The organism is Nodosilinea sp. FACHB-141 (assembly GCF_014696135.1).
GTDB lineage: Bacteria > Cyanobacteriota > Cyanobacteriia > Phormidesmidales > Phormidesmidaceae > Nodosilinea.
Map to the genome: position 1 here is coordinate 1 of NZ_JACJPP010000011.1, position 15,755 is coordinate 15,755.

The 15,755-nt window shown below is 52.5% G+C and carries 12 protein-coding genes and 1 rRNA gene; 9 read left to right on the forward strand and 4 right to left on the reverse strand.

Annotated elements, in window-relative coordinates; genetic code table 11:
• The 5 genes from rrf to H6F59_RS08550 all read left to right on the forward strand — a co-directional run.
• A 5S ribosomal RNA gene (gene rrf, locus H6F59_RS08530) occupies window positions 1–106 on the forward strand; the annotation flags it as partial.
• A gap of 101 nt (window positions 107–207) precedes the next feature.
• Window positions 208–714, forward strand: coding sequence for a tRNA (adenosine(37)-N6)-threonylcarbamoyltransferase complex ATPase subunit type 1 TsaE (gene tsaE / locus H6F59_RS08535; RefSeq protein WP_190697760.1), 507 nt, complete (start codon window positions 208–210; stop codon window positions 712–714).
• Window positions 689–1,147, forward strand: coding sequence for an EVE domain-containing protein (locus H6F59_RS08540; protein ID WP_190697764.1), 459 nt, complete (start codon window positions 689–691; stop codon window positions 1,145–1,147). Before tsaE ends, H6F59_RS08540 begins: the two co-directional genes overlap by 26 nt.
• A 39-nt stretch (window positions 1,148–1,186) precedes the next feature.
• Window positions 1,187–1,594 carry a biopolymer transporter ExbD gene (locus H6F59_RS08545; protein WP_190697768.1) on the forward strand — a complete coding sequence of 136 codons (408 nt, stop codon included), beginning with the start codon at window positions 1,187–1,189 and terminating at the stop codon, window positions 1,592–1,594.
• A 141-nt stretch (window positions 1,595–1,735) separates the two neighbouring features.
• Window positions 1,736–2,026: a hypothetical protein gene (locus tag H6F59_RS08550; protein ID WP_190697771.1), complete on the forward strand. Its 291-nt coding sequence runs from the start codon at window positions 1,736–1,738 to the stop codon at window positions 2,024–2,026.
• A 160-nt stretch (window positions 2,027–2,186) separates the two neighbouring features.
• Here the strand turns inward: H6F59_RS08550 and H6F59_RS08555 are convergent, their stop codons facing one another.
• The 4 genes from H6F59_RS08555 to H6F59_RS08570 all read right to left on the reverse strand — a co-directional run bounded on the left by H6F59_RS08555 (window position 2,187) and on the right by H6F59_RS08570 (window position 7,593).
• Entirely contained in the window at window positions 2,187–3,680 is a 1,494-nt protein-coding gene (locus H6F59_RS08555; protein ID WP_190697774.1) for a YcjF family protein, read from the reverse strand.
• Window positions 3,681–3,840: 160 nt separating this feature from the next.
• Window positions 3,841–4,143: an RNA-binding protein gene (locus H6F59_RS08560; RefSeq protein WP_190697777.1), complete on the reverse strand. Its 303-nt coding sequence runs from the start codon at window positions 4,141–4,143 to the stop codon at window positions 3,841–3,843.
• 333 nt (window positions 4,144–4,476) lie between these two features.
• Window positions 4,477–5,265: a hypothetical protein gene (locus H6F59_RS08565; RefSeq protein ID WP_190697780.1), complete on the reverse strand. Its 789-nt coding sequence runs from the start codon at window positions 5,263–5,265 to the stop codon at window positions 4,477–4,479.
• 834 nt (window positions 5,266–6,099) lie between these two features.
• The gene (locus H6F59_RS08570) at window positions 6,100–7,593 is read right to left on the reverse strand and encodes a leucyl aminopeptidase (RefSeq protein WP_190697783.1); all 1,494 of its coding nucleotides are present in this window, start codon (window positions 7,591–7,593) and stop codon (window positions 6,100–6,102) included.
• 206 nt (window positions 7,594–7,799) lie between these two features.
• Between H6F59_RS08570 and H6F59_RS26720 the strand changes: the two genes are divergently transcribed.
• The 4 genes from H6F59_RS26720 (at window position 7,800) to H6F59_RS08590 (ending at window position 15,731) form a co-directional block, all read left to right on the forward strand.
• Window positions 7,800–10,010: a transglycosylase SLT domain-containing protein gene (locus H6F59_RS26720; RefSeq protein ID WP_190697786.1), complete on the forward strand. Its 2,211-nt coding sequence runs from the start codon at window positions 7,800–7,802 to the stop codon at window positions 10,008–10,010.
• Between the two features lie 34 nt (window positions 10,011–10,044).
• Window positions 10,045–11,526 carry a D-alanyl-D-alanine carboxypeptidase/D-alanyl-D-alanine-endopeptidase gene (gene dacB / locus H6F59_RS08580; RefSeq protein WP_190697789.1) on the forward strand — a complete coding sequence of 494 codons (1,482 nt, stop codon included), beginning with the start codon at window positions 10,045–10,047 and terminating at the stop codon, window positions 11,524–11,526.
• 244 nt (window positions 11,527–11,770) lie between these two features.
• Window positions 11,771–13,336 carry a peptide ligase PGM1-related protein gene (locus tag H6F59_RS08585; protein ID WP_190697792.1) on the forward strand — a complete coding sequence of 522 codons (1,566 nt, stop codon included), beginning with the start codon at window positions 11,771–11,773 and terminating at the stop codon, window positions 13,334–13,336.
• Between the two features lie 676 nt (window positions 13,337–14,012).
• Window positions 14,013–15,731, forward strand: a complete 1,719-nt coding sequence (locus H6F59_RS08590) for an EAL domain-containing protein (RefSeq protein ID WP_190697796.1) — start codon at window positions 14,013–14,015, stop codon at window positions 15,729–15,731.
• Window positions 15,732–15,755 lie beyond the last annotated feature (24 nt).

Below are 15,755 nucleotides of genomic sequence, written 5' to 3' on the forward strand. Positions count from 1 at the left end.
TGGCGCTGTGGTCCCACTCTGACCCATCCCGAACTCAGTCGTGAAACGCAGCTGCGGCGAAGATAGTGAGGGGGTTGCCCCTTGTCAAAATAGCTCGATGCCAGGTCCTTACTTGAACCCCTTCAACTGCTCCTCGGAGTGCTTGGAGGGGTTCTCATTTGAGGCTATGTTTAGTGAATCGAGGGCTATGTCGAGGTTTCCTTGTTGATGAGTAAGCTCTTTTCCTCTATTGTTGATTTGCCAGATCATGACTCAACTTATGAGCTTGGTTATAAATTAGGGCAACGCTGTCCTAAAGGAACGATATTGCTCCTATTTGGAGATCTAGGTGCCGGGAAGACAACATTGGTGCAAGGGCTCGGTGCAGGTCTTGAAATTGCGGAGCCGATTAGTAGTCCTACGTTTACTCTTGTTAATGAGTATTTGGAAGGGCGTATTCCTCTCTATCACGCAGACTTGTATCGTTTGGAAATGAGTCAGGTAGATGCGCTGGAACTAGAGGAAGTATATTGTGAAGGAGGTGAGATGCCTCCTGGTGTGCTAGCAATTGAGTGGGCAGAGCGTATGAGTGAACGTCCGCAGCGGGCGATAACTCTTAGACTTGAGCATGCAGCCAGGGGTGGAAGGCAAGCTATGCTAATGGTCCATGGGAATGTTCAAATAGCTTTATTAAAGAATGTGATTGGCGATGGCTTACTGGTTGATGAAGTCTGAACCTGATGCTTATAGTATTGAAGATCTAAGGCGCGATCGCACTGAAGTTTGGGATGGAGTGCGTAACTATCAGGCTCGTAACTTTATTGCCAGCATGGCTATAGGGGATAAAGCTTTTTTCTATCACTCAAATACTAAGCCGCCGGGAATTGTAGGCTTGATGGAAGTTGTAGAAATCAACGTAGTTGATCCTACTCAGTTTGATCGGGAAAGCAAATACTACGATCCAAAATCACTTAGGGAAAAACCACGTTGGCATACCGTGACGGTTGGCTATTTAGAAACCTTCAAATCTGTTATTTCCTTAGACGAGCTTCGGAAAACGTTTTCTCCCGAGGAGTTATGGGTGGTGCGACAAGGCAATCGTCTATCTGTAATGCCGGTTGATGATATGGTGGCTGAAAAGTTGTTACACAAAATTCAAGCTGCTTAGTTCTTCAAAAATGCTCACGCTTTATTCAGAGTTCTAACTATGCACCTCCCTGAAGACCCGGAAACGCCTGTGCAAATTAACATTGTGCCGATGATTGACGTGGTCTTTGCGGTGTTGACGTTTTTTATTCTTTCTAGTTTGTTTCTGAGCCGTAATGAGGGGCTGCCGGTGGTGCTGCCGGGGGCAGAAACAGCGGAAACTCAAGACCAACGACAGGTTGTGGTGTCTTTGAATGCGGCTGGTGAGCTATTTGTGGGCGTTCGTGCGGTAACAGATGAGCAGCTTTTAGAGGCAATTCAGACCTTGGGTGTCCTGTCTGATGGTGGCCTTGTGGTAATTCGAGCAGACCAATCAGTGAGTCATGGGCAGGTCGTGGCAGTTATGGATCAGCTACGAACTTTACCTGGAGTGCAGTTAGCGATCGCAACTGAAGGCAACCAACCCTAAGGATCTGAAGCAACACAGCAGCACTTAACTCTCTTAGCGCCCTATTGCAGGACATCTAGATTCAATAATTTGTGGATCACAGTGAGCACCAAGCCTAAAATGATAGCTGAAGCTGAGGGAATGAATTTCAATATTTGAATTATGGTGCTACAACTCATGGCTTTGCCAGTGTGGTTAGTGTCGCTAGTGCAGATTGCGCTAGTGCCTTTCTGCTTTGCTGTGGCTTGGTCGATGATAGGACTAACCCTTTGGAATCTGGTAGTAACCATACGAGATGGGGTTAACAGAGCAACAGTGATGCACAAAATTCCCTGTGCGGAGTGCCGCTACTTTACCAACGACCATCGCCTGAAGTGCCCTATCCATCCCAAGATTGCTTTGTCAGAATCTGCTATTGACTGTCCTGACTTTGAGGATTTAGGGTTGGGGTAGAACCCGCAAAGCTCAATAAAAAGCCAGCTCTCTCGGCAAGTAACCGAGTTTAGGGCTGGCGGGGGTGAATAGATATGGCTGCCCTGTAGTATGCCCGGAAAGTTGGCTGTTCTCTGGTTGATCAGCTTACTGAAAAAGGATTGCTGGGTTTTCTTTAAGATTACCCTTGGACTGTTGGTGTGATTCGAGCAATTGCCTCTTTGATAAACGCTTTCATGACAGCATCGCGCTGGTTGAGGCGAAACTGCTGCTCGACAACCGCACCCATCCCATCGTCTCCCCAACTTTGATTGTGGCGAAAATACTCTACAAAGCTTTTGCCAGCAATACGGGTTAGGTAAGCACCGCTGGCTCCTTTTAATGCGCGCCCGGCAATCACGGTAGCTAAATTGGTTTGCAATCCTATGGCTAATAGGTCTACAGTGCCTTTGACTAACCCTAGACCGGCTAGTGTTTTAGCTACTGACAGAGCTAGGGCTTTTCCTTCTTCTAGGCTGACCTCACAGCCATAAACTTGACTCAGTTCAACAACCATTTGGGCATTGATAGCGGCTGTAGCTAAAAAGTCAAGGCCGGGCAGGGGGGTAACTGCGATCGCCCCGGCCCCAAGCCACTGGTAGCGGTCGATAATGGTCTCGGCTTGGATCTGCCTTTGGTCATTGATCATCTGCCGAGCTGTTTCTCCAAGCTGCTGGGTTTGTAGCAACAGGTTGTCAGCGATCAAGGTTTCGCCTTCTTGGCGGAGTAGGTCGGCGAGACGTGTCTTTAGGGGTAAGAGATTAGGCTGCATTTGCAGCCAACCACCGCCTACCTGGGGCAGTGGCTGGGGTAGTGCCGCCACGGCAACGACATCATCGGGGTTGAGGGGTGGCACAAGGCGCGATCGCAGGCGGTCTAGCAATGCTTCTAAGTCGGCTTCAACGTAGCGATCGGCTTTGTTGAGCACTACCAACACCCGCTTGCCTACGTCCATCAACGTTTTCAAGACGGTATATTCTGCTTGCCGCAGGTCGTCGTCAAGCACAAATATAACTAAATCGGCTTCGGCCGCGGTTCTGCGAGCTTCTGCTTCCCGCTCTGTGCCAGCAATGCCGACTTCTGCAATACCGGGCGTATCTATAATTTGAATGTTTCTAGAACTGTTGGGTATCGTCCAGGCATAGGCGTGCTGAACTTGTGTTGTACCCATAGCGGCGCCTATCTCACCGACGGATTGCTCTAAAAGCCCGTTGATTAGCGCTGTTTTTCCCGCTGACCCCACTCCAAATACGGCAATGGTTAGAGGACGGGTATTTAGATCTGACTGTAGATTTAACGCTTTTTGCTGTAGCGCTTGGCGGGCTACCTGATCTTGAATTTGTTCAACCTGGCGCTGCACAGCAAGTAGGTTGACCGTTGCCGCCTCTTCAGCATGACGAGGGGTCTGAAGATAGCGACGTCGGCGAGGACGCAAAAAAGGCCACATTCGGTGGATGACAACCCCTAGCGATGCTAGGCCAAGAATTATCACTATGCTCAGCGTTGCCCGAGCTAGCAGGGGCGACACTAGTGCTAACAAGGTGTAGAGGCGCAGCAATGAGTCGGCTAGCAACAGCAATGCGCCTAAGCCAACCAGTAGCCCTAGCGGAAAAAGTACCCATTGCCACCGTCCCATAGCTATCCTGTTCAACCAACGGCAGTGGATGAAGAATAGCGTAAAACCGCGGTTTAAAGCCTGCTATGGCAAGACCGTTAAAATAACCCTCTTACCCAGCAACCAATACAACTCTGCGCAGAGCTACCTGCAATCTAGGCTGAGGGTTAGAAGTACTGGTTTAGAGCGGGTTGTGGGAGAACCGATCGCTGCGATTGGAGCGATCGGGACCGCCATTATCGGTGCGAGGACGGGCCTTATTAACGCGCAATTCGCGACCCAGCCACTCGGCTCCATCTAGTTCGGAGATAGCCTGGTCTTCTTTAGCTTCGTCAGCCATGTCGACAAATGCAAAGCCACGCTTGCGACCGGTTTCGCGATCGATAGGTAGGCTAATACGGGTGACCTCACCGTATTCAGCGAAAATGCTTTTGATGTCGTCCTCAGAAGCCTGAAAGGACAAGTTCCCAATGTAGATAGTCACGAGTCTCTCCGAACCAAAATGCCAAGGTGTTTTAGGTATTGCACCAGTAGGCTAGGAAGCAAGAAGCTTTATCCTGGGGCTCTCAGGGGCAATATTTGCTGCCATGATAGCCGATCAGTTTGTCGCTAGCAGTAGCCCACCTCACACCTGGACGGTTTCTTACAACTGAACCCTAGAGCAGGAGGAAACTGCTCTAGGGTTCAGTGCTACTAGGCTTACCGAGAATCACTATCTTTTGTCTGAATCTGGTTCGCGACCTGCAGGATGCTGAACAAGATGCAATGCCTACAGGACGCCTAAATAGCACTAGGGTAGACAGGGCTTGGCAAAGCTTTAACCGACTTGCTGATCGCTAGGCGTTAAGCTGTGACGAACAAAGTCTGCTGTTTCTAAGCAAAAATTCTTGGTTCCTCGAACAACATGCAAAGCTGAAGACACCCCAGGAATGCGGTCTAATCTGCCTGGGTTGAGGTTGCTTACGCTGCTTAAGGGCCAACCTAAATTGGGTGCAGCAGCTAAGGTAACTAGGTCTAGGTTGCGGTAGCGAATTTCATTCATGTATCCATCAAAATACATGGGGCCACAGTCTGGGTGATTCATAGGGCGATCGAAGGATGCTTCCATGAATTCAACAAGTTTTGGAATGGCCCGGCCTTGGCAAGTCCAAAAATGGGTTTCACGAATGTTTTGGCGAACCCTAATTTGGGAGAAAAAGCGATCGGGCGTAGGGGCAATGGTTGTTTTTTTACCGTTGGCCATATCGTTAGAGTAAGGCTGACAGCCAAAGTAAGCAAAATCCCAGCGGCGATCGGTGAGTTCATCTAGGATTGCTGACTCTTGGCGGATCAGGCGTTGGCTGAGTACACAGTCTTCTTGAAATAGTAGGAGACGTTCAACGTTGTCATCAGCAGCTTTGCGAAGCAGCTCATAGTTGCTCATGACGCAGCCCCTCACACTGGCCTTGGGAAATTGTCCCGCATCATCAAACTTTAAACCCTGAAACCATTGCACTTTGTCTTCTATGCCCAAGCGTTTGACCTGGCGCTGAATACTTCTAAACCGTCGTTTCCGCTCCGGTAGATAAACGATCGCAATGCGGTCAAAATAATCGGTGAACTTCATGGGCTTATTCCAATGAGACAACACAAATAGGCAGCGATGACACCTCTGGAGTAATCATCTGGGTTCCATCAAAAGCAAGAATGGCTAAGGCGGTGTGCTCACTTTTAAACCATGATTGTATTCATCGAGTGACGAATTGCATAGTTGGGATAACTCTACAGCTAAAACTGGAAGGAAAATAACTACCTTTAGGATGAAACCTTAAGTTCCTAAAAACGACCCTTTAAACCAATTTAAATAGGTCTTTTCAACCTAAAGTTTGCCTAGGAAAAAGCTAAGCACGGCTGCTCAACTAAAATTAATGGGCACCTAAAAAAACTCTAAGTAGCTGAAAAAATCACAGAGACTTAGAGTGCTGACGTGGAAATACAAAGAAGTAGATCGTTCAGAACAGCACTGACTAGGAACTAATAACTTGCTACTGAAACGCCCACAAATAGAAAACTTTCACCTTTAAAGAGGAGGTAAAAAGGTGATGCCCTGATTAACTGCTACTTAAATGAAACAGCGAACTCAAAGCTCAACAGAGTTGCGGCGAGGTCTATCTGATTTACTGTGTTTTAGCACAGAGAACATAGCTTATTAAGTGTTTCTAAGCACAAGAGTCGCTTGAAATGTCAGTGATTTTAGTCATTTCGGATTAAGTCACTGCTCTGTGGCGTATCGCGTGTGTGCTCAAGGCTAAGACGGGCTTAGGAATGGTTTGTTCCGCTCAATGTAGATCTGTTGTCAATGCATCAATAGATGAACAGATGAAAATAACCCCGCGACTTTGATGATGCTTGTTCGTATCATCAAGGTTACGGGGTTACCGCCCAACGTAGTTAGAATTGTCTAAGCATCTTGTCTAAGCACCCAGTTCACTAGGGTTCGTACTCCAAAGCCTGTGCCGCCGGGGTTGTTGTAACCGCTTTCTTTCTCGGTCCACACGGGGCCGGCTACGTCGAGGTGAACCCAGGGAGTGGAGGTGACAAACTGCTTAAGGAAGAGGGCGGCTGTGATAGATCCGCCGGGGCGGGGACCGGTGTTTTTCATGTCGGCCACAATGGACTTAAGCCCGTCAAAGTATTTTTCTTCCATGGGCAGACGCCAGAACTTTTCGCCAGCGGCTTCGGCGGCAGCGGCGATCGCCCCTGCTAGCTCATCATTTTCGCTAAACAGTCCGGCAATATCGTCGCCTAGGGCAATGATGCAGGCTCCGGTGAGGGTAGCCAAGTCAACGATCGCATCTACGCCCAGCTTTTCGGCAAACACCAGGGCATCAGCCAGGGTGAGGCGACCCTCAGCGTCGGTGTTATTGACTTCGATGGTTTTGCCGTTAGAGGCGGTGAGAATGTCGCCGGGGCGCATCGCTCGACCGCTGATCATGTTTTCAGCGGCGGCGCTGATGAAGTGAACTTCGGTATTAGGCTTGAGCTGGGCGATCGCCTTGGCGGCTCCGAGCATAGCGGCGGCGCCGCCCATGTCAATTTTCATCATTTCGATGCCGCTGCCCGCACCCTTAATATTGAGACCGCCGGAGTCGAAGGTGAGCCCCTTGCCGATAATAGCCAGCTTGCGAGCGGGTGTACCGGCAGGCCTATAGGTAAGGTGAATAAACTTGGCCGGTAGGTCGGAGGCCTTAGCTACTCCTAGGTAGGCACCCATGCCCAGCGCTTCGCAGTCGGCTTGCTCTAGGATCTCTAGCTCTAGGCCATGGGCTGTAGCGATGTCCTGGGCGGTTTGGGCTAGGGCTTCTGGGGTAACAATGTTAGCCGGGGCCGACACCAGTTCACGGGCCAAAATAACGCCATCGCAGATCGCTTGGGCGGTTTGAAGACTGCTTTCTTGCCCGGCTAAATCGAGCAGGTGAATATGTTCGACGGGGGCTTTACCGTTCTTTTTGCCGTTTTTATCCTCCGACTTGAAGCGGTTGTCTTGGTGAAGGGCTAGGCTGACGCCTTCAGCTAGGGCCTGGGTGGTGAGGGCCGGATCGTTCTGCACAAGGGGCATGCTTAGGCCGAGGGAGGCCGATTTTTCTTTTTTGGCGAGGCGGGCAGCGGCGGCGGCGGCGCGGCGCAATGTGTCGGCCGTCATGGCACTGCTAGCCCCTAGACCAACCAGCCCTAGCTTGCGGAAGCTGGCCCCACTGCCCACGCGGGTGATGGCGGTGGCCCCGTCTTTGCCGGTGAATTCAACATCGTCGATCAGGTCTTGCAGCAGGCCAGAGACGCGGCTGTTGAGCTCGGCCAGGGTGCCGCTAAGGGGCAGGGCGTCTTCGCTGAGGCCAATGATCAGGGCGTCGCCAGACCAGTCTAGAAGGGGAGTGTTAGAGGCGTGAAATTCCATTCAACCTTGGGGCTAGTATGCTCTGTTTACTATAAACCTTGGGCAGCCTTTGGCGGGGACGGGGCGGATGAAGTCATCGATCCTGGATTGGCTAGGTAAGATATAACGGCATGGGTCAGCCAGGGAGAGATTTTACTTCGGCTTCCCTACTGCGCCACGGGCTAACTTTTCGACTACAACCCTTATCTAGAGTGCATGGGCGTGCCATGGTGAAACGGTTAAAGGCGAAGCTGCCCCTGGTGGCGATCGCGGGGCTTGGTGCCCTGTCTTTGGGGATGGCCGCTGCTCTGGTGAATACGGTGTCGTCACCGGGCGACTCTACAACAATCTTGGAAGAATCACTGCTGCCGGGCCTGGGGCGATCGCCGGCTTTAGATGCCGATGACCCGGTGCTGGCCCTCGCCCTACAGCCTGCTGAGCAGCGCCAAGAGGCGCTGGTGGCCCTGGCCGATGGGGGAGATGCGCTCAGCCAAAGCCGAGCGCGCTATCTGCTGGCGCTAGATTTAATTGCCCAAGATCGCGGCGGTAGTGCGATTCCCCTGCTAGAGGGGCTGGAGAAAGAGTACCCGGCGATGGCCCCCTACGTGGCGCTGGCGCTAGCCCAGGCCCAGCGGGCAGCTGGGCAGGCCGAGGCCGCCCAGCAAACCCAGCAGCGCCTGCTGAAAGAGTATGAGAAGAATGGCGCGATCGCCCCGCTGCTCTTTGAACTGGGTCAGCAAGACCCAGCCTACTGGGATCGCCTGGTGCAGCAGTTCCCCAACCATCCCAAAGCGGTAGAGGTGGCCCACCAGCGGCTGACCGCTAACCCAAACCGGGCCGACACCCTGCCGCTGCTGATGATTATGGCGCGCGCCGGGCTGTATCACCCTAATGCTGGGGCGGCTCTGCTGCGGCTCAAAACTGAGTTTGCTAGCCAGCTTAGCCCGGAAGATTGGCAGACCGTGGGCTTTGGATTTTGGCGAATCGACAGCTATGGCAACGCAGGGACGGCCTACGCCCAGGCTCCGCCATCGCCCCGCAACCTCTACCGGGCGGCGCGAGGAGCCCAGGTGAGCGGCCAGCGCGATCGCGCGATCGCCCTCTACAGTAGGCTCGATCAGCAGTTTCCCGACGCGCCCGAAACCGCCACCGGGCTGTTGCGTCTGGCCCAGAGCGTGCCCGACGAAGCGGCCCTCGGGGTGCTCGATCAGGTGGTCAGCCGCTTTCCCGAGCGGGCGGCAGCAGCGCTGCTGGAGCGGGCCAAAATTCTCGACAAGTTAAACAGCACTGAATCGGCCCAGGGCACCCGCGAGCTAATTCTCAAGGAGTATCGAGACTCCGATGCAGCAGCCGACATTCGCCTGCAAAATGCCCTCAATGCCGCCGAGCAGGGTGACCTGACCATGGCCGTCAGCTGGGGTGGCGACGTGCTCAAGTACAGCCCCGACAGTGATCTGGCTGCCGATGCTGGATACTGGGTAGGCAAATGGGGCCGGCAGTTAGGTCAAAATGAGGTGGCGCAAACTGCCCTCGAAAGCGTGATTGCCCGCCATCCGGAGTCGTACTACGCCTGGCGGTCGGCGGTCGCCCTGGGCTGGAATGTGGGCGACTTTCAATCGGTGCGATCGCAAACTCCGGCGGTGACCCCGCCTGCCCACCGCACCCCACTCCCTACGGGTTCTGACACACTGCAAGAGCTTTACCTGCTGGGGCAAGACCAGCGAGCCTGGGAGCAGTGGCAGATGGAGTACGTCAACTACCAAGACCCCACGCCGGAAGAGCAGTTTGTCGATGGGCTGATGCGGTTGGGAACCAACGACAACATCAACGGCATTTACCAGGTATCGAGCCTTAGCCTGGCCGAGGATCCCAAAGACATTGAGGTAGTTCGCGAGCTCAAGCAGCGCCCCGACTTTTGGCATGGAGTCTATCCGATGCCCTACAAAGGTTTGATTACCACCTGGGCGGCAGATCGTCAGCTCAACCCTCTGCTGGTGGCGGCGCTTATGCGCCAGGAGTCGCGCTTTGAGGCCAAAATTCGCTCTGGGGTGGGGGCGGCGGGCCTTATGCAGGTGATGCCAGCTACCGCCGAGTGGATCAAGGGGAAAGCAGGGCTAGAAAGCTATGACCTCAACAACCCTGAAGACAACGTTAAGCTGGGCACCTGGTACCTCGACTACACCCACGCCGAGTACGACAACCACTCGCTGTTTGCGGTGGCCAGCTACAACGCTGGACCGGGCGCTGTAGCGAGTTGGATCAACAAGGGCGGCTTTGTTGATGCTGACGACTTTGCTGAGAAAATTCCGTACCCCGAGACGAAGGGCTATGTGCAATCGGTGTTTGGCGGCTACTGGAACTATCTGCGGCTGTACGATCCGGCGATCGCTGCTCAAGTCGAAACCCTGCAAAAGCGCCATCGCGGTTTTAGGGGCTAGGTCTAAACGCTAGGCAGGTTTGATAGGTTTGCCCATGGTGAAACTTCCACGGATTGAGTCTGTCGGCCTAGGGATTGCCTTAGGTCTGTTGAGCACAACCTTTCCCACTGCCGCTGCTTTCGCAGCCCTATGCCCAGCCCAGTTGACCACTCAGTTAGACAGCGCCTTTAGCCAGCCTCCTCTAGACCAGGCCTACACCGGGATGGTGCTGCAAACTCAGGGGCAAAATCGCCGTACGCTCTACAACCGCAACGGCGATCGCCTCTTTACACCAGCCTCTAACATCAAACTGCTAACCACGGCGGCGGCGGCTCACCAACTGGGGGGCTACTACCGCCTGCGCACTTCCGTCTATGGCACTCCTGGCCCAGGGGGAAGCACCGCGCTGCGGGTAGTAGGACGGGGTGATCCCAGTCTGACAACGGCGCAGATCGATAGTCTGGTGCAGCAATTGACCCAGGCTGGGGTAAATCAGGTCAGCCGCCTCACCATTGACGACTCATATTTTCCAGGGTTTGCTACTAACCCTACCTGGGAGTGGGAAGACGCCCAGTTTGCCTACGCGGCTCCGGTCAACAGCTTGATTTTCAACCGCAATGCGATCGCCCTACAACTGTCCCCCACCCAGGTGGGCAGTCCGCTAGCGGTGGTGTGGCCCCAGCCCTTACCCGCTGACTCGCTGCCAGTGGCAAACAATTCCACAACTGTGGCGGCTGGAGCACCCGCCACACCTTTAGCTCTTTGGCGCACGGGAGATTCGCCCACAATCCGGCTGACGGGACAGCTAACCCAGGGGAGCAGTTCCCAGACCCTGAATTTGGCGGTGCTAAATCCAGCCCAGCAGTTTGCGGCAGCCATGGAACAAGCCCTTCAGCGGCAGTCGGTGGCAGTGGGGCAAACGGTGATTGTGCAAACCCCAGCTCCGATCGCAGACTCAGAATTGGCAGCGGTAGAGTCTCCCTCTGTCCGGGAGCTTATGGTCTTGGCCAACCGCGATAGCGATAACCTTTACGCCGAGGCCCTGTTCAAAACCCTAGGGGTGACGGCAGGGGGGAATATCACCGAGGGGGACGATGTCGCGGAGGCAAGTCAGGCGGGGGGCGAGGCGGTTAGAGCGGCCCTGGCAGAGATCGGAGTAGATGCGACAGCCCTACGGCTGGCGGACGGTTCCGGGCTATCGAGGCACAACCTAGTGTCGCCGATCGCGCTGGTAGAGACCCTACAGGTGATGACCACCCATCCTCAAGGAGCCGTGTTTCGAGATTCGCTGGCGATCGCAGGCCGGAGCGGTACCCTGAGCAATCGGCTACGGGGCACTGTGCTAGAGGGGCGCTTGCAGGGTAAATCGGGGGCGCTGACCGGTAACGTAGCGCTGTCAGGCTACGTGCAGCCGCCCAACTATGAGCCTCTGGTGTTTAGCCTGTTGATCAACCATTCAAACCAGTCTGCCACGGTGCTGCGGCAAAAGATCGACCAACTGTTGCTGCTGGTGGCGCAGCTTGAAGAAGGCTGTTAGTCCCTAGCGGTAGTTGGTTGAGCCCCTGCTGAGGAAATGGTAGCTAAAGCTCTGGATCCTATGTCTTAGTGGGGATAGCAGGGGCTCAATGTTGGTGTGAAAATATTTATCTGGGGTGGAGTAATGGCGCTTGTGCTTAGGCCTGAGCGGGCTGACAAAGGCTTTCGTCTATACTCGTCTCATTGCGAAACTTTCATGCCAATTTCATTCTAAAAACGATTGAGCGAGCGCGAGGGTAGTCAGTATGGTGACGGCGAACGAGGCGGCTATGGCTACAGAACCGGTGCGCTTGCAGGCTGGGCCCAGCTTTCAGCAACTACAGCAGATGCTGCGCGATCGCTGGTGTTCAACCGACGAATTTGACACCCAGGAACGGCACGTGGTGGTGGTGCCCTCCCTCAGCCTCGATCAGGAGGAGCTGCAGAAAATTGAGGGGGTGAACCACTACGAAGAACGGCTGCTGTTTTCGCTGATTCGGCTGCGCAACCCAAACACGCACCTGGTCTATGTCACCTCCCAGCCGCTGCACCCCAGCATCATCGATTACTATCTAGAGCTGCTGCCGGGCATTCCCAGTTCCCACGCGCGCGATCGCCTCACCCTGCTGTCGGCCTACGATAGCTCGGGCAAGCCCCTCAGCCAAAAGCTGCTAGAGCGCCCCCGCCTGCTCAACCGCATTCGCAAGGCGATCAATCCCGATCGCGCCTACATGACCTGCTACAACTCCACCGCCTGGGAGCGCGATCTGGCCCTGGCCCTGGGGTTGCCTCTGCTGGCTCTCGACCCCGACCTACTGCACTGGGGCACCAAGAGCGGCAGCCGCGAAATTTTTAGACGCTGTGGCATTCCCCACCCAATTGGCAGTGAGCTAGTGTTCGACGAAGCATCTCTAGCCAAGGTCACCGCCGAAGTGTGGGAGCAAGACCCCAACCTCAAGCGCATGGTGATCAAGCTCAACGAAGGCTTCTCAGGGGAAGGTAACGCGCTTTTAGATCTGCGGAAATTGTCGGCCGTGGCTCCGGGCAGCGCGGGCCATGGCGATCGCGTTCGGGCCTTAACCGAAGCCTTCCACACCCTGAGCTTTCAGAGTGATATCGAAACTTGGGAGCATTTCTCGGCCAAAATCCCGGTGCTCGGGGCGATCGCCGAAGCTTTTGTCGAAGGTGACCACAAAGAATCTCCCAGCGTGCAGGGCCGCATCACCCCCCTCGGCGAGGTCGAAATTCTCTCCACCCACGACCAAGAACTGGGCGGTCCCGATGGACAGATCTTCCTCGGTTGCTCCTTCCCAGCTCGGCCTGACTACCGGCTTGAGATTCAAGATATGGGCCAGCGCGTTGGTGAAGAACTGGCTCGCCAAGGTGCCCTAGAGCGCTACGGCGTCGATTTTATTGCCGTCGCCAAGGGTGATCCCAAAGCCCCTCAGTGGGATCTCCAGGCGATCGAGATCAACCTGCGTAAAGGCGGCACCACCCATCCCCTCATGGCCATGAAAATGCTTACTGAGGGCCGCTTTCATCAAGCTGACGGGCTGTTTTATACCAAGCAAGAGCAGGTGCGCTACTACCGCGCCTCCGACAACCTGCAAAAGCCCCACTACAAAGGTCTGCTGCCCAGCGATTTGATGGATATCATCGTGGCTAAACAGCTGCACTTTAACTCGATCAGCGGCGTGGGGGCCGCCTTTCACCTGATGGGCTGCCTGTCGGAGTACGGCAAGGTTGGCCTCACCTGCATTGGCACGAGCCCCAACCACGCCCGCGAAATCTACGACCAGGTAGTGGCAGCTCTAGACGAATCTACAATGTGATCGATGTCGCTAAGAGATTGATCCTGCTGACCCTTGGTGATGGGTTGCGATCGCTAACAAAACACGAACTCTGTAGCTATGCCTGCTTTGATCTAAGGCAGGCGGTTTGGTTTGGATGCTAAAGCATGATATCTCCATCTGAGGAAAGGGCTTGGCCTGTGTTCAATGCCTTCGGATTGTGTCGACAGAAGTGTGCCACCATCTCAAAAAAAACTTTTGCCTTTGATGTTCTTAATGCCATCAATCGATTCAATAGATAATGGATCGCGATGGTATGAGCCTATCTCGAACGCTTGGGTATTCTAAAGTTTGTCGGGGTGCTGTCCAAGTTAAAGCTTCCATTAATCAAAATATACAAGTCTTTAAAATTCAGGCTGGCTTCTATTGACTTGTCCTACCTTTTTGCCTTGAGCTGAGGCCAGTAGGGCTTGGCACACCACCGATAAAACTGCCATCAGGATTCTCTTGACCTGATATATATAGCGTGTTCAGCGGTGTAGCCTAAGTCTTCGATTCAGCAAAAACTGCTAGGAATCATTCATGTAGTGCATCCGTCAAGAATAAATATATTTCACAAGGCTTCTCGAGGGTTGCTTGTTCATATAGTTATCATGCTAGAGACGGTAGTTCTACCTGTTTTTGGGAACGTTAAAGTGTTGTAGGAAAAGATGCAGCCATGGCAAAAATTCTAGTCATTGAAGATACTGAAGATCTTCGAAAAGGCATTGTCCAGTCTTTAAGCTGCCTCGGCTTCGAAGCGATTGGAGCGGAGAATGGCAAGACTGGAATTGACCTGGCAAAAATGCATTTTCCAGACCTGATCGTCTGCGATATTATGATGCCAGAGATAGATGGCTATCAGGTCTACAGGATCTTGCACCAAGATCCGGAAATGATGGTCATTCCATTCATTTTTTTGTCGGCTAAGGCTGACAGACTAGACATTCGTAAAGGAATGAATTTGGGTGCAGACGACTATCTTGCTAAGCCGTTCACAACTGCTGAATTAGCAGACGCAATTACCAGTCGGCTACACAAGAAAAATACGATTGTTGATCCCTACATTGCAGAGATGAAGAGTGCGACGGATCAAATTAGTTCCTTAGCCTATCAGGATGCATTAACTAAGCTGCCCAACCGTATTCTGCTATATCAAAAATTTCAGCAAGCTCTGGCAATAGCAAAACGCCGTCAGCAAATGATGGCGATTCTGTGCATAAACCTATGCCAATTTAAATCTGTCAACAGCACGTTCGGTTACTCAACGGGGGATTTATTACTTCAAGCCGTAGCTGAACGACTGCTCGAAGTTGCAGGCCAAGAAAACATAGTAGCTCGAATCAATGCTGACGTATTTAGCATGATTCTGGTTAACGTCTTAGACAAAAAAACTGTTGAGGATCAAGTCAAGGCTATTTTAACCAGTCTGGCTAGCCCTTATTGGCTGAATGACCATAAGATCCAGGTGCAGGCTACTATTGGCATTGCTCTTTATCCCGATGATCAAAGTGATTTTGGTAAATTGCTGAGCCATGCCGAAATGGCTATGGGTTTTGCTAAGCAGTCCCGAAAAGATAGCTATCATTTCTACGAGGTGGAAATGGGAGCTAAGTCTGAACAAAATAATTTAATAGAAAAGGGATTAAACACTGCTCTAGAAAACTCTGAGTTTCAAATTTTTTATCAGCCTAAAATTAATTTAATCACTGGACGCATCATGGGAGCCGAAGCTTTACTGCGATGGCATCATCCTGAGTTAGGGATGGTTGACCCAAATGTCTTTATCCCGATCGCAGAAAAAACAGGGCACATTATTGAAATTGGCAATTGGATCTTAGAAGCCGTTTGTACTCAAACTCGGATCTGGCAAGATCTTCATCCTATTCCCTTAAAAGTCTCTGTCAATTTGTCAGCATTTCAATTAAGGCAAGTGGATCTAGTTCAAACTATTACCCAGATCTTAAATCAAACCCAGCTCGACCCAAATTGCTTAGAGCTAGAGCTTACCGAAACCAGCTTGATGGATGATATAGAGTCTGCGATCGCTATTCTAGGAGAGTTAAAAGCTGTAGGAATTAAGATCTCTCTCGACGATTTCGGTACGGGTTATTCATCTTTAAATTACCTTAAGCGTCTACCGCTTGATATTTTGAAAATCGATCGCTCCTTTATTAACGACGTTTTTCAGGCTCCCCAAAATGCCACAATTGTTACAACAATAATTGCGATGGCTCGGGGCTTAAAGTTACGAGTTATCGCTGAAGGCGTAGAAACTCAAGAGCAGTTTAATTTTTTGCGAGAGCAAGGTTGTCAGGCAATTCAGGGTTACTTATTCAGCCCAGCTGTTCCTGCAGAACAGTTTGAAGCCTTCTTGGCCGAAGATAAACGTTTATAGCAAGTAAAGCATTCTCAACAATAT